Below are 23,170 nucleotides of genomic sequence, written 5' to 3' on the forward strand. Positions count from 1 at the left end.
CGTCATGTGGGTGGCACTCTCTTACGCATGCTGGGGCATCTCGATCGTGCTCGCGCTGTGGATGCTCTACGACTGGTTCAAGATCGACACGACCTATTCCGAAGAGATGCTGACCTCGTCCAGGGAAGGCGAGCTTGAAGCCGTGTCCGAAAAACACCGGATCTGAGTGGGGGATTGAACGATGACGATCACGGCTGAACCAGCGGTGCAAGCGCAAGGCGACAGGGTCTCACTGCTCAGGGTGCTCGGCCCCGCTCATGTCTGGGCGCTCGGTGTCGGCATCGTTCTGGTCGGCGAATTCACCGGCTGGAATTTCGCGGCGGACAAGGGCGGCGCGCTGGCGGCGCTGATCGTCTGCTGGATCGTCGGACTGCTCTACACCTCGGTCGCGATGATCGATTCCGAAGTCACCTCGACGGTTGCCGCCGCCGGCGGCCAATATGCCCAGGCCAAGCACATTGTCGGGCCGCTGATGGCCTTCAACGTCGCGCTTTTCCTGGTCTTTGCCTATACCATGCTCGAAGTGTCGGACGCGATCCTGCTTGGCGACACCATTGTCGCCAAGGCCGGCGTCGAGGGCCTCAACCACAATTCCTTCATCGCCGCGACCATCGTCGTGCTGGCATGGCTGAACTATCGCGGCGTGCTGATGACGCTCAACGTAAACTTCGTCATCACCGCCATCGCCTATGTCTCGATCGTCATCCTGTTCTTCTCGGTCAGCCCGTGGACCCAAGGCGCCGTGCTCAAGCTGAACGAGTTGGTCACCCCCGGCAACGCCCTGCCCTATGGCTGGATCGGCGTCATCGCCGCCTTCCAGTTCGGCATCTGGTACTATCTCGGCATCGAAGGCACCACGCAGGCCGCCGAGGAAGTTCGCTCGCCGGCGCGCTCGCTGCCTTACGGCACGATGGCCGGCATGATCACGCTTCTGATCGCGGCCGCGATGACCTGGTATGTCTGCGCCTCGCTGATGCCCTGGGAATATCTCGGCATCACCTATTATCCGCTGTGGGACGCAGGCAAACTGACCGGCAGTGCGCTGCTCGAGAACCTGTTGTTCATCGCGACGCTGCTTGCTGCACTTGCTTCCGCCAATGGCTGCATCAACGACGCCGCGCGCGCCTGGTTCTCGCTCGGCCGCGACCGCTATCTGCCGACCTGGTTCTCGGCGGTGCATCCGAAATACCGCACGCCCTATCGCTCGATCCTGTTCCTGCTGCCGATCGCGCTCGCCTTTGCCTTCATCGCCGACCTCAACCAGGCGATCACCTTCTCGATCCTGTCGGGCGTGCTGCAATACACCTTCATGAGCATCAACATCATCATGTTCAGGAAGAAGTGGCCGCTCGGCTCGATCCGCCGCGGCTACACCCATCCCTTCCATCCGCTGCCGGCGATCGTCTTGTTCTGCCTTTGCGTGGTCACCTTCTTTGCGATCTTCCTCGGCTTCGGCTCGCAGCTGATCGCCATGGTCGCCTTCTACTTCCTGATCTCGCTGTGGTTCCACTTCTACCGCTACAAATTCGTACGCCGTGGTGCCCAGTTCACCATGCCGTGGCCGAAGCCGCAGGGGTACTGACGGCGCGCCGGTCTGGGCGGGCATTTGCGTGACGAGGTGCGCTAGGTGATCTCAGCATTGCTCGCCGGGGCGGTTGCCCTGGCTCTCGTCCTCCACATAGCCTGGCTTGCGCGCGCCAGCCGCGCCAAGGCTTCGACTGCGCTTGCCGCCGACGAAGCGGGGCTTCGCGATATCATCCCCGACGTGGCAAACATCTCGGACGGCGCCGCCGGAGTCGTCACCTTCGCCGGCTCGTGGAACGGCCGGCGGGTGCAGGTGCGGACCATCGTCGACACGCTGGCGATAAGGAAGCTGCCGGCGCGCTGGCTGAGCGTTTCGATCACCGAAAAGGTCGCGGTGCCAGGCACTTTCGACATGATGATGCGGCCGGGATCGCCGACGACGTTTTCCAATTTCGATCATCTCGTCCAGACACTGCCGAAGGCCGCCGGATTTCCAGCCGAGGCGGTGCTGCGGAGCGACCGCAAGGGCGTGCGCTTCCCCGAAGCCGTCATCGCCGACCACCTCGATATCTTTGCCGAGGAGCGCGCCAAGGAACTGCTGATCACACCAAACGGCGTGCGCATCGTCTGGCTGCTGGCCGAGGCCGAGCGGGCGCGCTACGGCGTATTCCGGCAAGCCGAATTCGGCACGGTCAGGCTCGATCCGGGGCTGATCGAGAGGCTGCTGTCGTCGGCTTCGGCGCTGCGCGATGCCATCAATCAAAGCGAACGGCAGGCGGCATGACCAGCCAGATCACCACCTCCCCCGCACCACCGAGCCCCTATCTGGTTCTGGGCGCTGCGATCGTTTTGCCGGCGAGCGGGCATGTCGTGCTCGGCGTGCCGGTGCGCGGCCTGCAATTCCTGTTCTTCATGGTGGTCCTGGCCTGGGTCACCGCCAAGATCGCGCCGCCCGATGCCAGCTTCATCGGCCGCCATGCCGGCGGCGTCCTGATCTATGCCCTGTCGATCCTGGATGCCTACAAGATCGCCCGCATCCGCTATGCCAAATGGGTTCACAATGGCGGCCAGCGCAGCGATAGTGCGGCCGACGGCGCCTCAACCGATATATAACGACAGGAAAATTTTTTTCATGCCAATTGAATTCCCGGGACTCATTCGATACATCTCGGAGGAACAAACTCGCGGAGCCTGACATGTGCGGAATCGTCGGACTGTTTTTGAAGGACAAGTCGCTCGAGCCCCAGCTTGGCGCGATGCTGTCGGAGATGCTGATCTCGCTCAGCGATCGCGGTCCCGACAGCGCCGGCATCGCCATCTATGGCGCGCCCTCCAGTGAAGCCAAGATCACCATCCAGTCGGCCAAGCCGGAGCGCGATTTCGGCGGCCTCGACGCCGAACTCGCCAAGGCAATCGGCGCGCCGGTGAGCATTGCTGCGAAGTCGACGCATGCCGTGGTCCGGACGATGCCTGCCAAGATCGACGAAGCGCGCGAGGCGATCCAGACGCTGCGCCCCGACATCCGCATCATGGGCGCCGGCGACGTCGTCGAGATCTACAAGGAAGTCGGCTTGCCGGAAGCAGTCGTCGGCCGTTTCGGCGTCCGCGAGATGACCGGCACGCACGGCATCGGCCATACCCGCATGGCGACCGAATCGGCGGTGACGACGATGGGCGCGCATCCGTTCTCGACCGGCGCCGACCAGTGCCTGGTGCATAATGGCTCGCTGTCCAACCACAACAATGTCCGCCGCGAACTGATCCGTGAAGGCATGACGTTCGAGACCGAGAACGACACCGAGGTCGCTGCCGCCTATCTCTCCTCGCAGATGGCGCATGGCAAGAATCTGGGCGAGGCGCTGGAAGGCACGCTGAGCGATCTCGACGGCTTTTTCACCTTCGTCGTCGGCACCAAGAACGGCTTCGGCGTGGTGCGCGACCCCATCGCCTGCAAGCCCGCCGTGATGGCCGAAACCGACCAGTATGTCGCCTTCGGCTCGGAATATCGTGCGCTCACCAAACTGCCCGGCATAGACAATGCGAAGGTCTGGGAACCCGAGCCCGCAACCGTCTATTTCTGGGAGCATTGAACCAATGCCGGCAATCAACCTCTCCAAGGCGGTTCGCGAGCCGGGCCATGCGTCACGGGTCTTCGACCTGGCCGAAATGTCGCTGCGCGAGCTCAACCAGGCGCTGCACGATCTGGCGCCCGGTTCGAACGAGACTGCCTGGGAGGTGCTCCACCCGCGAGGCAGCCATTCGGTTGCCGTCGGCGTCGACCAGCCGGTCGCCATCGATGTGCGCGGCAGCGTCGGCTATTATTGCGGCGGCATGAACGACGGCGGCACCATCACCGTGCATGGCTCGGCCGGGCCCGGCGTCGGCGAAAACATGATGTCCGGCCAGATCGTCGTCAAAGGCGATGCCAGCCAGTATGCCGGCGCCACCGGCCGCGGCGGGCTGCTCGTCATCGAAGGCAACGCGTCATCGCGTTGCGGCATTTCGATGAAAGGCATCGACATCGTCGTCCATGGCAATATCGGCCACATGTCGGCCTTCATGGCGCAGTCCGGCAATCTGGTGGTGCTGGGCGATGCCGGCGATGCGCTCGGCGATTCCATCTACGAGGCGCGGCTTTTCGTGCGCGGCAAGGTCGAAAGCCTCGGCGCCGACTGCATCGCCAAGGAGATGCTGCCCGAGCATCTCGAATTGCTGCAAGGCTTACTCGACCGCGCCGGCGTGACCGGCGTCAAGGCGGCGGAGTTCAAGCGTTATGGCTCGGCTCGTACCCTCTACAATTTCAATATCGACAACGCCGACGCGTATTGAGGCTCAATGACCTATCGCAACCCGCCGACGACGCCGCGCAAATCCGCGACCTTCGACGACTACACGCTTTCCGAGATCCGTCGCGCCGCGGCGACCGGCATCTACGATATCCGCGGCGCCGGCGCCAAGCGCAAGCTGCCGCATTTCGATGACCTTCTGTTCCTCGGTGCTTCGATCTCGCGCTATCCGCTCGAAGGCTATCGCGAGCGCTGCGACACCAGCGTCGTGCTCGGCTCGCGCTATGCAAAAAAACCGATCGAATTGAAAATCCCGATCACCATTGCCGGCATGAGCTTTGGCTCGCTGTCCGGGCCGGCGAAGGAAGCGCTCGGCCGCGGCGCGACGCTGTCCGGCACCTCGACGACGACCGGCGACGGCGGCATGACCGAGGAAGAGCGCGGCCATTCGAAGACACTGGTCTACCAGTATCTGCCGTCGCGCTATGGCATGAACCCGCGCGATCTGCGCCGTGCCGACGCGATCGAGGTTGTCGTCGGCCAGGGCGCCAAGCCAGGCGGCGGCGGCATGCTGCTCGGCCAGAAGATCTCCGACCGCGTCGCCGAAATGCGCACGCTGCCGAAAGGCATCGACCAGCGCTCGGCCTCGCGCCACCCCGACTGGACCGGGCCGGACGATCTCGAGATCAAGATCCTGGAACTGCGCGAAATCACCGACTGGGAAAAGCCGATCTACGTCAAGGTCGGCGGCGCCCGGCCCTATTACGATACAGCCCTTGCGGTAAAGGCCGGCGCCGATGTCGTCGTCGTCGACGGCATGCAGGGCGGCACCGCGGCAACCCAGGAAGTGTTCATCGAGAACGTCGGCCAGCCGACGCTTGCCTGCATCAGGCCGGCGGTGCAGGCGCTGCAGGATCTCGGCATGCACCGCAAGGTGCAGCTGATCGTCTCGGGCGGCATACGCAACGGGGCCGACGTCGCCAAGGCCCTGGCGCTCGGCGTCGATGCGGTGTCGATCGGCACGGCAGCGCTTGTCGCGCTCGGCGACAATGATCCGCGCTGGGAAGCGGAATACAACGAGCTCGGCACCACCGCCGGCGCCTATGACGACTGGCATGAGGGACGCGACCCGGCCGGCATCACCACGCAGGATCCCGAGCTAATGAAACGGGTCGATCCGATTGCGGCCGGACGACGGCTGGCTAATTATCTTAAGGTGATGACACTTGAGGCTCAGACAATCGCCCGCGCCTGCGGCAAGAATAGCCTGCACAATCTCGAGCCCGAGGATCTTGTGGCCTTGACGATCGAAGCCGCAGCCATGGCCGGCGTGCCGCTGGCCGGCACCAATTGGATACCGGGCAAGAACGGCTTCTAAAACAAACCAAAGCGAGGAACTATAATGGGGAACGATCTCGCCGCCTTCGCCAAGGAAAAGGGCGTCAAATATTTCATGATATCCTACACCGACCTGTTCGGTGGGCAACGCGCCAAGCTGGTGCCGGCGCAGGCGATCGCCGACATGCAGCGGGACGGTGCCGGCTTTGCCGGCTTTGCCACCTGGCTCGACCTGACGCCGGCGCATCCCGACATGCTGGCGGTGCCAGATCCGGCCTCGGTGATCCAGTTGCCTTGGAAGCCGGAGGTCGCCTGGGTTGCCGCCAACTGCATCATGGACGACAAATCGGTCGAGCAGGCGCCGCGCAACACGCTGAAGCGGTTGATCGCCGAGGCCGCTGGCGACGGCATGCACATCAAGACCGGCGTCGAGGCCGAATTCTTCCTGATCTCGCCGGATGGCAAGACGATTTCCGACGAATACGATACGGCGTCGAAGCCCTGCTACGACCAGCAGGCGGTGATGCGCCGCTACGACGTGATCGCCGAGATCTGCGACCACATGCTGGCGCTCGGCTGGGGCGCCTACCAGAACGACCACGAGGACGCCAACGGCCAGTTCGAGATGAACTGGGCCTTCGACGATGCGCTGGCGACCGCCGACAAGCATTCCTTCTTCAAATTCATGGTGAAATCGGTCGCCGAAAAGCACGGCCTGCGCGCAACCTTCATGCCTAAACCCTTCCAGGGCCTGACCGGCAATGGCTGCCATGCGCATATCTCGGTGTGGGACAGGGACGGCAAGACCAATGTCTTTGCCGATAATGCGATGGAGCTCGGCCTGTCGGCAAAGGGCCGGAATTTCCTCGGCGGCATCATGAAACATGCTTCCGCCCTTGCCGCGATCACCAACCCGACGGTCAATTCCTACAAGCGCATCAACGCACCGCGCACCATCTCCGGCGCTACCTGGGCGCCGAACACCGTGACCTGGACCGGCAACAACCGCACCCACATGGTGCGCGTGCCTGGGCCAGGCCGGTTCGAGCTGCGCCTGCCGGACGGCGCGGCAAACCCCTATCTGCTGCAGGCCGTCATCATCGCGGCCGGCCTTGACGGTGTCCGCTCGAAGGCCGATCCCGGCCGGCGCTACGACATCGACATGTACCAGTTCGGCCATACGGTCGAGGGCGCGCCGAAGCTGCCCCTCAACCTGCTCGACGCGTTGCGCGAGTTCGACAACGACAAATCGCTCAAGGCGGCGCTGGGTGAGGAATTCTCGTCGGCGTATCTAAAGCTCAAGCAGCAGGAATGGAATTCCTATGCTTCCCACTTCACCCAGTGGGAGCGCGACCACACGCTCGACATCTGATCCGGAATTGTTGCACGCCCGGCGCGAAACAGGTTCATGAAATACTCGATCTTCTCCCTCGCCCGGGCGGCATTTTCCGGCCATAAGAACTGGCAGCGCACCTGGCGCGACGCCACCCCGAAGAGCCACTACGACGTGGTGATCATCGGCGGCGGCGGCCATGGCCTGGCGACGGCGTGGTTCCTCGCCAGCGAATACGGCATCAGAAATGTCGCCGTGCTGGAAAAAGGCTGGATCGGCTCCGGCAATGCCGGCCGCAACACCACCATCATCCGTTCCAATTACGGGCTGCCAGGCAATACAGGGTTCTACGAGCTTTCGATGAAGCTCTGGGAGCGCATGGAGCAGGACCTCAACTACAACACCATGGTCAGCCAGCGCGGCGTCATCAACCTCTACCATTCCGACGCGCAGCGCGACGCCTACGCACGGCGCGGCAACACCATGCGCATCAACGGCATCGATGCCGAACTGCTCGACCTCGCCGCGGTCAGGAAGATGATGCCGTTCCTGAACTTCGACAATGCGCGCTTTCCGGTGCAGGGCGGGCTTTTGCAGCGACGCGGCGGCACGGCAAGGCACGACGCCGTGGTCTGGGGCTATGCGCGTGCGGCGAGCGCACTCGGCATCGACATCATTCAGAATTGCGAGGTGACCGGCTTTGTTCGCGACGGCAGCGGCAAGGTGACCGGCGTCGAGACATCGCGCGGCAGGATCGGTGCCGCCAAGGTCGGCATGGCGGTCGCCGGCTCCTCGTCGCGCGTCGCGGCGATGGCCGGCATGCGGCTGCCGATCGAAAGCCATGTGCTGCAGGCCTTCGTCTCCGAGGCGATCAAGCCGCTGATCCCCAATGTCATGACCTTCGGCGCCGGCCATTTCTACGTCAGCCAGTCCGACAAGGGCGGGCTGGTCTTCGGCGGCGATATAGACGGCTACAATTCCTACGCCCAGCGCGGCAATCTGCCTGTCATGGAAGATGTCTGCGACGGCGGCATGGCGCTGATGCCGATGATCGGCCGGATACGGCTTCTGCGTCAGTGGGGCGGCATCATGGACATGTCGATGGACGGCTCGCCGATCATCGACAAGACACCGGTCGACGGGCTCTATCTCAACGCCGGCTGGTGCTATGGCGGCTTCAAGGCGACGCCCGGCTCCGGCCTGGTCTTTGCCCATCTGCTGGCGCGCGACGAGCCGCACAAGGAGGCTGCCCGCTTCCGCCTCGACCGCTTTCGGCGAGGTGCGATGATCGACGAAAAGGGCCAGGGCGCCCAACCGAACCTGCATTGAAGGCTGGCTGAAGAAGCATGCGCATTGTCTGTCCCTTCTGCGGCGAACGCGAACTCGGCGAATTCACCTATCTCGGCGACGCCAAGCCGGCGCGCCCGGCAGCCGGCGCCTCCGAAGACGAGGTGTTCGACTACGTCTATCTGCGCGACAACATCGCCGGGCCGATGAGCGAATACTGGTACCATGGCGGCGGCTGCCGGGCCTGGCTGAAGGTCGCCCGCAACACGCTTACGCATGAGATTTCCTCCGTCGAGCCGGCGGCCGGCGTTGGTGCGAAGCAGGCTGCAAGATGAATTCTGTCCAGGTCAGCGCTCATCAGGCCACAGCGACGGAAGGCGGGCGATCGTGACCTCCAGCCAGCCCTATCGTCTCGTATCAGGCGGTCTCATCGATCGCGCCGCGCCACTGGGCTTCCGCTTCGACGGCAAGAGCTTTGCCGGCTTCCAAGGCGACACGCTGGCCTCGGCGCTGATCGCCAATGGCGTCAAGCTGGTCGGCCGCTCGTTCAAATACCATCGCCCACGCGGCATCCTGACCGCTGGTTCGGAGGAGCCCAACGCGCTGGTCGAACTGCGCAGTGGAGCGCGACGCGAGCCCAACACTAGGGCGACCACGGCCGAGCTTTATGACGGTCTGGAAGCGGCCAGCCAGAACCGCTGGCCGTCGCTGCGCCATGATCTGATGGCGGTCAACCAGCTGTTGGCGCCGATCTTCGTCGCCGGCTTTTACTACAAGACGTTCATGTGGCCGGCGAAATTCTGGGAAGCGGTCTACGAGCCGGCGATCCGCCGCGCCGCTGGCCTCGGTCGCGCTGCAGGCATCGCCGATCCCGACCATTACGACAAGGCGTGGGCGCATTGCGACGTGCTGATTGCCGGGTCCGGCCCGGCCGGGCTGGCTGCGGCACTGGCGGCCGGGCGCGGCGGCGCCCGCGTCATCCTGTGCGAGGAAGATTTTGCGCTTGGCGGCCGCCTGCTTGCCGACGGCGGCATGATCGACGGCGCGCCGGCGGCCGAATGGATTACGCGCACGCTGGCCGAACTCGCCGCAGTGCCCGACGTCCGCATCATGACCCGCACGACATTGTTCGGCGTCTATGATGGCGGCACATATGGCGCCATCGAGCGGGTCAACGACCACCTGCCCTCGCCGCCCGAGCACCAGGTGCGCCAGCGGCTGTGGCGGATCGTGGCCAAGCGCTGCGTCGTCGCCGCCGGCGCCATAGAGCGGCCGATTGTCTTTGCCGGCAACGACACGCCCGGCGTGATGATGGCTTCGGCAATGCGGACCTATGTCGCGCGCTACGCGGTTACCCCTGCAAAGAGGATCGCGCTGTTCACCAATAATGAGGATGGCTGGCGCACCGTAGAGACCGCGCTTGCCGCCGGGTTGCAGGTCGCGGCGGTCATCGATGCGCGCCCGGATGTCTCCGCCGCGCATCGCGCGCTTGCCGCAAAGACCGGCTTCGCCGTGCTCAACGGCTCGGTCAGCGGGGTCGAAGGCGGCAAGGACGGGGTCCGGAAAATCGTGGTATCGCTCACTGGTGGGGCGCGCGCCGAGGTCGAGGCCGACGGGCTAGCCGTCTCGGGCGGCTGGAATCCGGCGGTCGGGCTGACCTCCTATCATCGCGGCCGGCCGAAATGGCAGGACGATATCGCAGCCTTCGTGCCGGACGGCGCGCCGCCCGGCATGGTGGCCGCCGGCGCCGCCAACGGCGCCTTCGAACTTGGCGAGTGCCTGCGCCAGGGCTTTGCCGCCGGATCCGCAGCAGCACAAAGCGCCGGCCGCGGCGGTAATGCCGGCACGCCGCCGGTCGCCGACGAAGAAGCCTTTTCGCTGACCCCGCTCTGGCACGTCGCCGGCAAGGGCAAGGCCTTTGTCGACTACCAGCACGATGTCACCGCGTCCGACATCGAACTGGCGCAGCGGGAAGGTTTTGAATCGGTCGAGCATCTCAAGCGCTACACGACGCTCGGCATGGCCACCGACCAGGGCAAGACCTCGAATGTCGCCGGCCTCGCCATCATGGCTGCGTTGTCAGGCAAGTCCATTCCCGAGACCGGCACGACGATCTACCGCCCGCCCTATGTGCCGGTCGCCATCGGCGCCTTCGCCGGCCATCATCGCGACGAAAACTTCCACGCGACACGACTGACGCCGTCGCATCACTGGGCAGCCGAACAGGGCGCGGTGTTCGTCGACACCGGCCTGTGGAAGCGGGCGCAATGGTATCCGCGCGCCGGCGAAAAGGACTGGCTGGAATCGGTGACGCGCGAGGTCAAGGCGGTGCGCTCAGGCGTTGGCTTCTGCGACGTCTCGACGCTCGGCAAGATCGACGTGCACGGCCCGGATGCCGGCGCTTTCCTCGACCGCGTCTACATCAACACTTTCTCCAATCTTGCCGTCGGAAAAGCCCGCTACGGGCTGATGCTGCGCGAGGACGGCATCGTCTATGACGACGGCACGACGTCGCGGCTCGCCGAGGACCATTATTTCCTGACCACCACCACCGCCAAGGCCGGGCTGGTGATGCAGCATCTCGAATTCTGCCGGCAGGTGCTATTCCCGGAATTCGACGTGCAGTTGACCTCGGTCTCCGACCAGTGGGCGCAATTCTCGATCGCCGGGCCGAGCGCGCGGGAGTTGCTGAAACAGGTCGTTGATGAATCCGAGGATTTGTCGAACGAAGGTTTCCCGTTCATGGGGGCGCGCGAAGTCGCGTTGCGCGGTGGCATCAGAGCGCGGCTGTTCCGCATCTCCTTCTCCGGCGAAATGGCGTTCGAGATTTCGGTTCCCGCCCGCTATGGCGACGCGCTGGTGCGCAATTTGATGCTGGCCGGCAAGCCATTCGGGGTTACGCCCTACGGCACCGAGGCGCTCGGCGTCATGCGCATCGAAAAGGGCCATGTCGCCGGACCGGAGTTGAACGGCACGACGACCGCCGCCGACCTCGGCCTCGGCAAGATGATGTCGACCAAGAAAGACTTCATCGGCCGCGTCATGGCCGGGCGCGAGGCGCTGGTCGCGCCGGACCGCCAGGTCGTCGTCGGCATCAAGCCGGTCGACAAGACGCGCCGCCTGCGTTCCGGCGCGCATATTATCCCGAAGGGCGAGACGCCCGGTCCCGACAATGACCAGGGCTATGTCACCTCGGTCTGCTTTTCGCCGATGCTCGACCAGTGGATCGGGCTTGGGCTGGTCGAGCGCGGCCGCGAGCGCATCGGCGAGATCGTCCATGCGCACGATCCGCTGCGTGGCGAAGATTACGATGTCGAGCTCTGCAGTCCTGTCTTCTACGATCCGGATGGAGGGCGCCAGCGTGGCTGAGTTTTCCTGGATTGCCCGCAGTCCGCTGGAGAAAGCGCTTGTTGTCGGCGGCTACGGCGCGCGCGGCACGGCGGCCGGCGTATCGCTCACCGAGATCCGCAATTTCGACCTGATCCAGGTGATGGCGCGGCGCGGCAAGGCGGCAGAACTGGCGAAGGCTGCCGAAACCCGCTTCGGCGTTGCCGCCCCGAATGCGCCCAACACGGTCCGAGTTCCCGACGCCACGCTGATCTGGTCGGGACCGGATCAGTTCCTCGTCTTGTCGAAGGGCGGCATTCACGCGATGGAGAAGCTGAGCCAGGCGTTCTCGCAGTCCGCCTCGCTTTCCGATCAGTCGCATGAGCGCGCCTTGATCAGCGTCTCGGGAGCCAAGGCGCGCTCGATGTTGGCGAAATTGTTGTCACTAGACCTGCACCCGGCGGCGTTCCCGGCCGGCACCGCTGCGGCGACCGCGGTCGATCACACCAGTATCAATCTCTGGCGTGGCAATGACCGGCCGGATGGGCAGGCGGTGTTCAATCTTCTGGTGTTCGCGACATTCGCGGAAAGCCTGTGGCACACGATGCTCGACGCTGCCGCCGAGCATGGCGTCGAGATCAGCCACAGCGAGGGGTTGGCATAGCCTTGGCGCGCCTTCCTTTTCCCCTTGTGGGAGAAGGTGGATCGGCGCGCAGCGCCGAGACGGATGAGGGGCGTTCCAGCGGAGTGAGAGGCTGGCGTTCCCTGGAACACCCCTCATCCGTCGCCTTCGGCGACACCTTCTCCCACAAGGGGAGAAGGAAGAGGCGCGCGCTCCACCTTCACCTTGCCAACTCCGGCTCTTCTGCCCTATTCTTCCCGCTAAAACAATTTCACACACAGGCAAACTTGTTTCTCGAAACCAGGGTTGAGATGAGCCAGTCGCCCTACCCCGCCGTCGTCGCCGGACCGCCGCGGCCGAGCCTGATCCTGCGGCCAGGCCAGATCGCGCTGCCGGCCGGGATGGAGCGCTACACCGTCCACGGCAACGGCGCGGTGCTAATCGAGGTCGAGGCCGGCGATACGATCAGCGTGCGCAATGTCGAGGGCGGGCAGGCTTGCGAGCTGCTGGCATGGGACAGCAGCGGCGCGACCGATCCCGGCATTCTCGGAGAGCAATCGAACAGCAATGCCGCCGGCATCAAGGCGATGCTGGCCGAGGGCGACGATAGCCTCGCTTCCTTGCGCCGAGGCCTCGAGCGGCGCGAGGTGCAGCTCGATCAGGCAAAGGGGGTTCGCGTTTTCGGCGGCGCCACCCCTGCCGGTACCGAACAGGCTTTTACGGTCGCCCGCGACGGTTCGATGCTGATTGCCGCGCCCGGCGGGCCGATGCTGGTCGACGGCCACGATACCGCGACGCCGCTTAGCGTCATCGTCCGGCGCGCCACCATCCGCCCGGCGGCGAAATCCAGGCTTGCCGACCCGCTGGCCGATCCCGTGCTCGACCTGCGCGTCCATTCGGCGACGGCGGAGGCCTACTTCGTCAAGGCGGGCGACTATCTGCAGATCATCGATGTCGACGGGCGCCAATGCACGGATTTCCAGTGCTTTTCGGCGCGCAAGCTGGACAAGGGCCGCGATCATCCGCTCGACGTGACGACGACGCGCACGCTGATGGGTTCGAGCTATCCGATGCCCGGCCTGCATTCGAAATACTACGACCAGGACATGGAGCCGCTGGTCGAGGTGGTGCAGGACACTTGCGGCCGGCACGATGCGTTCGCGCTCGCCTGCGCCGCCAAATATTACGACGACATCGGCTATCCCGGCCATCCCAACTGCTCGGAGAATTTCAACCGCGCGCTGGCCGACAAGGGCGTCACGCCCCGCGCCGGCTGGATGGCGATCAACTTCTTCTTCAACACGGCGATCGACGCGCATGGCGTCGTGGTTTCGGACGAGCCGTGGTCGCGGCCGGGCGACTATGTGCTACTCAGGGCGCTCACGGACATCGTCTGCGTCTCGTCGGCCTGCCCCGACGACACCACGCCGGCCAATGGCTGGAACCTGACCGACATCCATGTGCGAACCTATTCCGGCCAGCACAAATTCTCGCGAGCGATCGCCAGACGCATGACGCCCGATTCGGAACCGAAAATGACCCGCGAGACCGCCTTTTATTCGAGCTTTGCCAAGCACACCCGCAACTTCGTCGAGTACAAGGGTTATTGGCTGGCCAATTCCTTCGCCAGGCAAGGCCCGATCGACGAATACTGGGCCTGCCGGCAGGACGCCGTGATCATGGACCTGTCGCCGCTGCGCAAGTTCGAGGTCACCGGGCCGGATTCCGAAGCGCTGCTGCAATATACCCTGACCCGCGACATCAAGAAGCTTGGCGTCGGTCAGGTGGTCTACTCCGCCATGTGCTACGAGCACGGCGGCATGATCGACGACGGCACGCTGCTTCGGCTTGGCAAGGATAATTTCCGCTGGGTTGGCGGCGACGATCTATCCGGCGAATGGCTGCGGGAAACAGCGCAAAAACTCGGCCTCACCGTGCTGGTGCGCTCGTCGACCGACCAGATGCACAATGTCGCCGTGCAGGGACCGAAAAGCCGCGACATTCTGCGGCAGATCGTCTGGACCTCGCCGCTGCAGCCGTCGATCGACGAGCTTGAATGGTTCCGTTTCGCGGTCGCCCGCATCGGCGGCGGCAATGGCATTCCCGTCATTGTCTCGCGCACCGGCTACACCGGCGAGCTCGGCTACGAGATCTGGTGCCACCCGCGCGACGCCGACAAGGTCTTCGACGCGATCTGGCAGGCCGGCCAGCCGCACGGCCTGAAGCCGATGGGGCTGCAGGCGCTCGATATGGTGCGCATCGAGGCCGGGCTGATCTTTGCCGGTTACGAATTTTCCGACCAGACAGATCCGTTCGAGGCCGGCATCGGCTTCACCGTACCGCTGAAGACCAAGAGCGACGATTTCATCGGCCGCGAGGCGCTGATCCGGCGCAAGGAAAATCCGCAGAGGAAGCTGGTCGGCCTCGACATCGACGCCAATGTCGCCGTCGGCCACGGCGATTGCGTGCATGTCGGCCGCGCCCAGATCGGCGTGGTCACCTCCGGCATGCGCTCGCCGCTGCTAAGCAAGACCATCGCGCTGGCCAGGCTCGACGTCGCGCATTCGGCGGTCGGCACCGAGGTCGAGATCGGCAAGCTCGACGGCCACAGCAAGCGGCTGCCGGCGCGCGTCGTCGCCTTTGCCCATTATGACCCGCAAAAGACCAGGCCGCGCTCCTGATCGATGCTGTCTGGTTCTTCCCTTCTCCCGTTGCTGTCGTGGGAGAAGGAAGACCGCACCCGTTGGCAGCGCCAACGAAGCTCGACTGTTCCACAAACGCAATGTGCACAGCGTCACAAAGCGCTTGACGTGAAAGCGCGTTGGGTCAATCTTCACTGCTAAGAAAAAAATACTACTGAGCGGAAAACGCCTGGGGCCGTTCAACGTGAGCGTCGATGACGCCTCGCGAGACTGTGGCTGTTGCCGATGGGAACATCAAAAATGGGGAATCCACGTAAATGAGCACGATAGTCACCACCTTGGTGCCGCCTGCCGAAGGGCAGCTGCACCGGAACATCGATTGGCGCGGCGCCTTCTGGGTCGCGAGCGGCGTTCCGGCCCTTGTCCTGTTTTCGATCGGCGGCATCGCCGGCACTACCGGAACGCTGGCCTTCCTGATCTGGACCGTATCCATGGTCATGGGCTTCCTGCAGTCCTTCACCTATGCGGAAATCGCCGGGCTGTTCCCGAATAAATCCGGCGGCGCCTCGATCTATGGCGCCACCGCATGGCTGCGCTATTCGAAATTCATCGCGCCGCTTTCGGTGTGGTGCAACTGGTTCGCCTGGTCGCCGGTGCTGTCGCTCGGCTGCTCGATCGCCGCAGCCTACATCCTCAACGCACTGGCGCCGGTGCCGCTGTTCACCGACACTTCGCCGGAAGTCGCCGCCTATATTGCGGCCCATGCCGGAACCAGCGCCGCTGACGCCATCACCGCGGTCACCGCGGCGGCGACGCCGGCGATCCGCAGCTGGACGCTCTACGGTCACACGCTTGGTCCGGTTTCCTTTACTTTCAACGCCACCTTTTTCATCGGCGCGGTACTGATGCTGATCATCTTCTCGATCCAGCACCGCGGCATCCTGGGCACGGCCAACGTGCAGAAATATATCGGCCTGCTGGTCATCATCCCGATGCTGATCGTCGGCGTGGTGCCGATCGTCACCGGCCAGATCGATTGGGCAAATTTCTCGCCGCTGGTGCCGCTCGCGGCAGCCTATGCGCCGGAGCCCGGCGCATGGAACATCGCCGGCTGGACGCTGGTGCTCGGCGGCATGTTCATCGCGGCATGGTCGACCTACGGTTTCGAGACCGCGGTCTGCTACACCTCCGAATTCAAGAACCCCGGCACCGATACCTTCAAGGCGATCTTCTACTCCGGCCTGTTGTGCATGCTGCTGTTCATCCTGGTGCCATTCACCTTTCAGGGCGTGCTCGGCTTGAACGGCATGCTGGCGACGCCGATCGTCGACGGCTCCGGCGTTGCCGATGCGCTGGCCGGCATGGTCGGCGGCGGACAGCTGATCCACAGCCTGCTGGTCATGCTGATGATCCTGGCGCTGGTGCTCTGCATCATGACGGCGATGGCCGGCTCTTCGCGCACGCTCTACCAAGGTTCGGTCGACGGCTGGCTGCCGCGCTACCTCAGCCATGTCAACGAGCATGGCGCACCGACGCGGGCGATGTGGACCGACCTGGTCTTCAACCTGATCGTGCTGGCCATCGCCTCGGCCGACGCGACAAGCTTCTTCTTCATCCTCGCGGTGTCGAATTGCGGCTATATCATCTTCAACTTCCTCAATCTCAATGCCGGCTGGATCCACCGCATCGACAATGGCCACATCGCGCGGCCCTGGAAGGCGCCGAGCTGGCTGCTCGGCCTCGGCGCGATCTTTGCCTACGTCAACGCTGTTTTCATGGGCGCCGGAGCCAAGGTCTGGAACCCGATGGCATTGTGGGCAGGGCTGATCACGGCAGCCTTGATCATCCCGGTGTTCTGCTTCCGGCATTACATCCAGGACAAGGGCAAGTTCCCCGACCACATGCTGGCCGATCTCGGCATGAGCTCGTCCGACCTTACAGTGCGAAAGGCGGGGTTGCTGCCCTATCTGACGCTGGTCGCCGGCGCCGCGGTGATGCTGCTCGCCAACTGGCTGTTCGTCATCTGAGGCTTGCCTTGAGGGATCGGGTGCGCGATGCGCCCGATCCCCTGCCGGAACATCGAGACGCCCGGCACGTCGATTATTTGAGGCATAGCCCTATTTTGTTCTTGCTTTGTGCCCGCAGCTATGCTACTAAATTGAGTATGGTGCCAATTGGCTCCAAAAACCCGCCTCCCGAGGCGGGTTTTTCGTTTCTGACCCTGTTGGCGCCAGGCTCAATCGATCTTGATGAACACGCCCTTGGTGTTGAGATATTCGTCGAGGTGTTCGGCGCCACCCTCGCGGCCGTAGCCGCTCATCTTGTAGCCGCCGAAGGGCACGGCCGGATCGATGGCGTGATAGGTGTTGACCCAGACCGAGCCGGCGCGGATCTTGCGCGACAGCTGGTGGGCGGTAGCGAGATTTTGGGTGAAGACCCCTGCAGCCAGGCCGTAAGGCGTGTTGTTGGCCCGCTCGACCGCCTCGTCCAGAGCATCGAACGGCAAGGCTGAAATCACCGGCCCGAAGATCTCCTCACGGGCGATCTTCATGTCGTCCGAGACGCCGGCAAAGACGGTCGGCGCGACGAAATTGCCGGTGGCAAGCGCGCCTTCCACAAGCCGGGTGCCTCCGGTGACGAGTTTCGCCCCTTCCGCAGTGCCGGCCTCAAGGTAACCGGTGACCCGTTGCAACTGCTTTTCGGAGACGAGCGGGCCGATCTCGGTCGCCGGGTCGATGCCGTCGCCGACCCTGAGAACCTTGGCATATGCCGCCAGCCGCTCGACGAACTCGTCATGGACGGCGCGTTCGACAAACAGGCGCGAGCCGGCAATGCAGATCTGGCCGGAATTGGCGAACACCGACATCGCCGCCACCGGTACCGCCTTGTCGAGATCGGCATCGGTGCAGACGATGACCGGCGACTTGCCGCCGAGTTCCAGCGAGACGCGCTTGAGGTTGCCAGCCGAGGCCCGCACGATCGACTGGCCGGTTGCCGTCGAGCCGGTGAAGACGATCTTGTCGACGCCGGTGTGCTCGGCGAGTGCCGCGCCTGCCTCGGCGCCGGTGCCGGTGACGATGTTGACGACGCCTTCCGGGACGCCGGCTTCGTTCATGATGTCGGCGATCAAAAGCGGCGTCAGAGGCGCCTCTTCCGATGGTTTCAGCACGATGGTGCAGCCGGTCGCCAGCGCCGGGCCGATCTTCCAGATCGACGCCGCCGTTGGCGCGTTCCAGGGAATGATGGCGCCGACGACGCCGACCGGCTCCTTGCGGGTGAAAGAGACGATTTCGCCGGGCAGCGAGTTGTCGATGGTCTCGCCGTGCAGCGCCGTCGCCATGCCGGCATAGTAGCGCAGCATGCCGATGACGCGGTTGCGGTTGGCGCGGGTGCGTATGATCGGCATGCCCATGTCGGTGGTGTCGGAGCGGCTGATCTCTTCCCAGTGCTTTTCGAAGAGGTCGGCGATCCTCAGCAGCAGCACCTGCCGCTCATAAGGCTTGAACCGGCTCCATGGCCCCTCGAACGCCTTGCGGGCGGCAGTCACCGCGACGTCGATGTCCTGGCGGTCGGCGCGCGGCACTGTGGCGATGACCGCGCCGGTGGCGGGGTTGCGGCTCTCCATGGTCCGACCGGAGCGGGCATCAACCCAGCCACCGCCGATGAACATCCGGCGATGGCGCCCGTCGATCGGCAGCCGCAGCGCCGCCGCTGTCTGAGGCATGGTCATAACGTCCTCCTCCGGCGCCTACGCCTGGTGGGCGGATTAAACCGCCGGAGGTCACATTTGCCAACAGCGCTATTCGGCCGCCAGGGCCAGTTGCGGCCTTTCGTTCTTTTCTTCCGTCTCGGCCGGCTGCTCCACCACCTTCTTGGGCTCCCTGCCGAAGAACAGCGCATAGGCTGCCGGCAGGACAAGGATGGTCAGCACCGTGGCGACGAGAATGCCGCCCATCATGGCGTAGGCGAGCGGCCCCCAGAAGACGCCGCGCGAGATCGGGATCAGCGCCAGCACCGCCGTCAGCGCCGTCAGCACGATCGGCCGGAACCGGCGCACCGCCGAGCCGATGATGGCCTCGGAACGCTCCACGCCGGCGGCGATGTCCTGGTCGATCTGATCGACCAGGATGATCGAGTTGCGCATGATGATGCCGAGCAGGGCGATGACACCGAGGATGGCGACGAAGCCGAACGGCGCGCCGCTGATCAAAAGTGCCGCGGCCGCGCCGATAATGCCGAGCGGACCGGTCGCCAGCACCAGCATCGCCTTGCCGAAATGCTGCAGCTGGATCATCAGCAGCACGACGATGACGGCCAGCATGATCGGCGCTTTCGCCGCAATCGAGGCCTGGCTTTCGGCCGCATCCTCGGCGCCGCCCTGGATCTCGATCTTGTAGCCGGGGGCGAGGCTGGCGCGCAGGCCCTGCATCTCGCTGTACATTTTCATGGCGACATCGTTCGGCTGCACGCCATCCGGAAGCGTGGCGCGTACACTGATGGTCGGCAAGCGGTCGCGCCGCCATTCGACGCCTTGCTCCAGCACCGGGACGATCTTGGCGACCTGCGACAGCGGCACGGAGCCACCGAAATCGGTCGGTATATAGACGGAGTCGACCGCCGACAGCAGGTGACGGCTTGCCTCCGGCTCACGGGCGACGATCGAAACCGTCTCCTCGCCGTCGCGGAAGTCATCGAGCGGCGCTCCCGACATGGTCGCCTGCAGCATCTGGCGGATGCGCTGCGAGGTGACGCCGAGCGCACGGGCACGATCCTGGTCGATCACCAGCTTCATCGCCGGCACCGGCTCCAGCCAGTCGTCGTGGATGGCGCCGAGCAGCGGATTTGCCTGGAACTTCGCCTTTACCTCGTCGGCAATGCGTCGCACCTCCTGGCGATCGGGACCCATGACGCGCATCTGCACCGGCCAGCCGGTCGGCGGACCGAGGAACAGGCGATCAACCTTGGCGCGGATCGATGGGAAATCCTCAGCCAGGATGGTGCGCAGCTTGACGATCAGCCGCTCGCGGGCCGGTTCGTCATTGGCCATCACCAGAAGCTGGGCGAAGTTCGGGTTGCGAAGCTGCTGGTCGAGCGGCAGGAAGAAGCGCGGCGCGCCTTCGCCGATATAGGTGGCTATGAAGCGCTTGTCCTTGTCGTCCATCATCCTGGCTTCGAGCGCCTTGGCCTGGGTCTCGACTTCCTTGATGCTGGTGCCTTCCGGCAGCCAGAGATCGACGAGGATTTCCGGACGCGACGATTGCGGGAAGAAATTCTGCGGAATGAACTGGAACGCCCACAGGCTGGTGGCAAACGTCATCAGCGTCATCACCAGGACGATGATGCGATGGCGCACCGCCCATGCCACGGTCGAGCGAAGACGGCGGTAGAAGCGCGTGTCGAAGACATCGTGATGGTTGCCGGCGTGCTTGCGCTGCTTCAGGATCATGTGGCCGAGCCACGGCGTGAAATAGACCGCCGCAAACCAGGACACGACCAGCGCGATGCCGACGACGTAAAACAGGGTGCGCACATATTCGCCGGCGGTCGAGGCAGCGAACCCGACGGGAATGAAGCCGGCCGTGGTGATCAGCGTGCCGGTCAGCATCGGGAAAGCGGTCGAGGAGTAGGCGAAGCTCGCCGCCTCGACCTTGACCAAGCCTTCCTCGAGCTTTCGCTCCATCATTTCGACGACGATCATCGCGTCGTCGACCAAGAGGCCAAGGGCGATGATCAGCGCACCGAGCGAAATGCGCTGCAGGTCGATGCCGAGCTCGTACATAATGGCAAACGTAGCCGCCAGGACCAGCGGAATGACGATCGCGATTACCAGGCCCGAACGCCAGCCGATCGACAGGAACGAAACGAAAAGCACGATCAGGAGCGCTTCGCCGAGCGCTTCCATGAATTCGCTCACCGCCTCTTTCACCACGTGCGGCTGGTCGGAAATCTGATCGACCGCAACGCCATAGGGCAGCGCCTCTTCGAAGCGCTTGTAGGTTGCTTCGACGTCCTTGCCGACGTCGGTGACGTTGAAGCCCTTGGCCATGACGACGCCGAGCTGGACGCTGTCGTGACCGTTGAAACGGTATTTGCGCTGGTACGGATCCTCGAGGCCCGAGGTCACGGTGGCGATGTCGCCAAGGCGCGTCACCTGGTTGCCGGCGCGCAGGCGAAGCTCGCGGATGTCGGCCGCCCTGGTGACATCGCCCTCGACCGAAATGCGCACCGAACGCTGGCCGGTGTCGACCGAACCTGCCGGGTCGACATTGTTCTGGCCTCGGATCGCATTCTGCAGGTCGGTCAGCGTCAGGCCGCGTTCGGCAAGCGCCTTGGACGAAACGTCGATGTAGAGTTTTTCCGGCTGGTCGCCGATGATCACGGCCTTCTCGACACCGGGCGTCGTCAGCAACATGTCACGCGCCTGGATGGCGAATTTCTTCAGCTCGGGATAGCTGTAGCCGTCGCCGCTGATCGAATGCAGGGTGATGAAAGTATCGCCGAATTCGTCATTGAAGTAGGGCCCGAGCAGCCCCTGCGGCAGCTCATTGGCGATATCGCCGACCTTCTTGCGCACCTGATAGAAAGCATCGGCGACCTGCGCCGGATTGGTGTCGCCCTTGACCTGCAAGGTGATGATGGCGCTGCCGGCGCGGGTGTAGGAGCGGACAAAATCGAGGTGTGGGGTTTCCTGCAGCTTGCGCTCGATCTTGTTGACGACCTGGTCCTCCATCTCCTTGATCGAGGAGCCTGGCCAGATCGCCTGGACAACCATGACGCGGAAGGTGAAATCGGGGTCTTCCTTCTGGCCCATGCGCATCAGGCCGAGCGCACCGGCGACGATGATCAGCCCGAACAGGAAGCGGGCAATGCTCGGATGGCCGATTGCCCAGCGCGAAAGATTGAAAGACCGCTTTTCATTGGTGTCGGTAGTCATCGGCGTCAGTCCGTTTCAATTTGATCAACAGAGCACGCGCTTTCACATGCCCAAGGAACTTCCGATGTGGGCTTCCGGACGGCGAGGCCTTGCCGAGTTGAGAGATCTACATCGCGGTGGGACGCGAGGATCGACGTGGGGGTTACATCGACCTGAGATCTCGACAATCGGGCGCCTGCCGCCCGGAAACCGTGAATTGCCTGGCCGTCAGCGCAAGCGCCTTGCAGCGTCATCGGCCGACGCCGACTGTTGCGCTGCATCACCGGTCAGCTTGACTTTCAGATTCTCGGTCATGAACTGCGTGCCGGCGGCGACGACCACGTCACCCGGCTTCAGCCCGTCGGCGACGCTGACGCCGTCGGGGGTGAAGGCGGCGACCTTGACCGGATGCGCATGGACGGTCCCGCCATTGCGGTCGACGGTCCAGACGATCGATTGGCTGTCCTTTTGCGCCAACGCGGCCAGCGGGATCGACACCAGTTGCTGCCGGTTGTCCGCCGCGGCTTCGATGGAGGCGGTCATGCCTAGCAGCACGCGAGGATCGTTGGGCAGGCTGATGCGAACGGCAAAGGTGCGCGACTGCGGATCGGCGCTGCCGGCGACTTCGCGGACCTTGCCGTAGAGCGTCAGCGCCTCGTCGGACCAGAAGCCAGCCTTGACGGTCTTGCCCGGCTTGAATTCGGCGATATCGGTTTCCGGAACAGCGATCAGGACTTCCTTCTCGCCGTCGATGGCAACGGTCACCACCGGCGTGCCGGAGCCGACCACCTGGCCGACATCGGCGGCAACGGCGGTGATGATGCCGTTCTTGTCCGCCTTGAGATCGGTATAGCGGACCTGGTTCTGGGCCTGGGCAAGCTGCGAGCGGGCGGAGTCTCGCGTGGCGACCGCCTGATTATAGGCGAGCGTCGCCTGCTCGAGCTGCGACTTCGGCGCGAAATTCTTGGCGTAGAGCTGTTCGGCGCGCTTGCGCGTAAGCTCGACTGTCTCGACCTGACGGTCGGCAGCATCGAGGCTGGCCTGAGCGCTTCTCACCGAAAGCTCGTAGTCGGTGGGATCGATGCGGGCGAGAACGTCGCCCGGCTTGACGCGGTCACCGATGTCGACAAGGCGCTCGGTGATCTTGCCGTTGATGCGAAAGCCGAGATTCATCTCGGTGCGGGCACGCACCGATCCGGAATAGGAAAGCTGACGGGTATCACTCGCCTTGGCGATCTCGACCACCTTGACCGGGCGGATGATCTCGGTGACCTCGGCTTTCTCCTGCGAGCAGCCGGCGAGGCCGAGGGCGGCAACGACAATCAATGCCAGGCCGGCGGCCGGTCGCCCGTTGGTGATGGACTTGGACAGAGACACTTTTCGTACTCCCGAACTGTG

At 64.1% G+C, this 23,170-nt stretch carries 17 protein-coding genes; 14 read left to right on the forward strand and 3 right to left on the reverse strand.

Features of this window, described 5'->3' with window-relative positions; translation table 11 throughout:
- The first annotated feature begins 4 nt into the window (after positions 1–4).
- The 14 genes from NKJ12_RS06850 (at position 5) to NKJ12_RS06915 (ending at position 16,886) form a co-directional block, all read left to right on the forward strand.
- Complete coding sequence (locus NKJ12_RS06850) at positions 5–166, forward strand: hypothetical protein (protein ID WP_023673991.1); 162 nt, start codon at positions 5–7, stop codon at positions 164–166.
- A 15-nt stretch (positions 167–181) separates the two neighbouring features.
- A complete protein-coding gene (locus NKJ12_RS06855) occupies positions 182–1,582 on the forward strand; it encodes an APC family permease (RefSeq protein ID WP_352701736.1) in 1,401 nt (466 codons plus the stop codon).
- 45 nt (positions 1,583–1,627) lie between these two features.
- Positions 1,628–2,308 (forward strand): hypothetical protein, encoded by a 681-nt coding sequence (locus tag NKJ12_RS06860; RefSeq protein ID WP_352688721.1) that lies wholly within the window; start codon positions 1,628–1,630, stop codon positions 2,306–2,308.
- Positions 2,305–2,637 (forward strand): hypothetical protein, encoded by a 333-nt coding sequence (locus NKJ12_RS06865; RefSeq protein WP_352688718.1) that lies wholly within the window; start codon positions 2,305–2,307, stop codon positions 2,635–2,637. Before NKJ12_RS06860 ends, NKJ12_RS06865 begins: the two co-directional genes overlap by 4 nt.
- A gap of 83 nt (positions 2,638–2,720) precedes the next feature.
- On the forward strand, positions 2,721–3,614 hold the full coding sequence (locus NKJ12_RS06870; protein WP_352688715.1) for a class II glutamine amidotransferase: 894 nt from the start codon (positions 2,721–2,723) through the stop codon (positions 3,612–3,614).
- Positions 3,615–3,618: 4 nt separating this feature from the next.
- On the forward strand, positions 3,619–4,353 hold the full coding sequence (locus NKJ12_RS06875; RefSeq protein WP_352701738.1) for a GltB/FmdC/FwdC-like GXGXG domain-containing protein: 735 nt from the start codon (positions 3,619–3,621) through the stop codon (positions 4,351–4,353).
- A 6-nt stretch (positions 4,354–4,359) separates the two neighbouring features.
- Complete coding sequence (locus tag NKJ12_RS06880) at positions 4,360–5,688, forward strand: FMN-binding glutamate synthase family protein (protein ID WP_254818691.1); 1,329 nt, start codon at positions 4,360–4,362, stop codon at positions 5,686–5,688.
- A gap of 24 nt (positions 5,689–5,712) precedes the next feature.
- Positions 5,713–7,020: a type III glutamate--ammonia ligase gene (gene glnT, locus NKJ12_RS06885; RefSeq protein WP_352476570.1), complete on the forward strand. Its 1,308-nt coding sequence runs from the start codon at positions 5,713–5,715 to the stop codon at positions 7,018–7,020.
- A 36-nt stretch (positions 7,021–7,056) separates the two neighbouring features.
- The gene (locus NKJ12_RS06890) at positions 7,057–8,310 is read left to right on the forward strand and encodes a sarcosine oxidase subunit beta family protein (RefSeq protein ID WP_352701740.1); all 1,254 of its coding nucleotides are present in this window, start codon (positions 7,057–7,059) and stop codon (positions 8,308–8,310) included.
- A gap of 17 nt (positions 8,311–8,327) precedes the next feature.
- Positions 8,328–8,603, forward strand: a complete 276-nt coding sequence (locus NKJ12_RS06895; RefSeq protein WP_352505310.1) for a sarcosine oxidase subunit delta — start codon at positions 8,328–8,330, stop codon at positions 8,601–8,603.
- A gap of 52 nt (positions 8,604–8,655) precedes the next feature.
- Positions 8,656–11,637 carry a sarcosine oxidase subunit alpha gene (locus tag NKJ12_RS06900; protein ID WP_352701743.1) on the forward strand — a complete coding sequence of 994 codons (2,982 nt, stop codon included), beginning with the start codon at positions 8,656–8,658 and terminating at the stop codon, positions 11,635–11,637.
- A complete protein-coding gene (locus NKJ12_RS06905; RefSeq protein WP_352505312.1) occupies positions 11,630–12,259 on the forward strand; it encodes a sarcosine oxidase subunit gamma in 630 nt (209 codons plus the stop codon). Before NKJ12_RS06900 ends, NKJ12_RS06905 begins: the two co-directional genes overlap by 8 nt.
- 269 nt (positions 12,260–12,528) lie before the next feature.
- Complete coding sequence (locus NKJ12_RS06910; protein WP_352701745.1) at positions 12,529–14,898, forward strand: trimethylamine N-oxide demethylase; 2,370 nt, start codon at positions 12,529–12,531, stop codon at positions 14,896–14,898.
- 278 nt (positions 14,899–15,176) lie between these two features.
- On the forward strand, positions 15,177–16,886 hold the full coding sequence (locus NKJ12_RS06915) for a trimethylamine N-oxide permease (RefSeq protein ID WP_352701748.1): 1,710 nt from the start codon (positions 15,177–15,179) through the stop codon (positions 16,884–16,886).
- Positions 16,887–17,095: 209 nt separating this feature from the next.
- Here the strand turns inward: NKJ12_RS06915 and NKJ12_RS06920 are convergent, their stop codons facing one another.
- The 3 genes from NKJ12_RS06920 to NKJ12_RS06930 form a co-directional block, all read right to left on the reverse strand.
- Positions 17,096–18,589, reverse strand: coding sequence for an aldehyde dehydrogenase family protein (locus tag NKJ12_RS06920; RefSeq protein WP_352701750.1), 1,494 nt, complete (start codon positions 18,587–18,589; stop codon positions 17,096–17,098).
- Positions 18,590–18,658: 69 nt separating this feature from the next.
- Positions 18,659–21,793: an efflux RND transporter permease subunit gene (locus tag NKJ12_RS06925; protein ID WP_352701753.1), complete on the reverse strand. Its 3,135-nt coding sequence runs from the start codon at positions 21,791–21,793 to the stop codon at positions 18,659–18,661.
- A gap of 207 nt (positions 21,794–22,000) precedes the next feature.
- Positions 22,001–23,149 carry an efflux RND transporter periplasmic adaptor subunit gene (locus NKJ12_RS06930; RefSeq protein ID WP_352701755.1) on the reverse strand — a complete coding sequence of 383 codons (1,149 nt, stop codon included), beginning with the start codon at positions 23,147–23,149 and terminating at the stop codon, positions 22,001–22,003.
- Between the last annotated feature and the right edge of the window lie 21 nt (positions 23,150–23,170).

It is taken from the genome of Mesorhizobium sp. M0195, assembly GCF_040322115.1.
Taxonomy (GTDB): domain Bacteria; phylum Pseudomonadota; class Alphaproteobacteria; order Rhizobiales; family Rhizobiaceae; genus Mesorhizobium.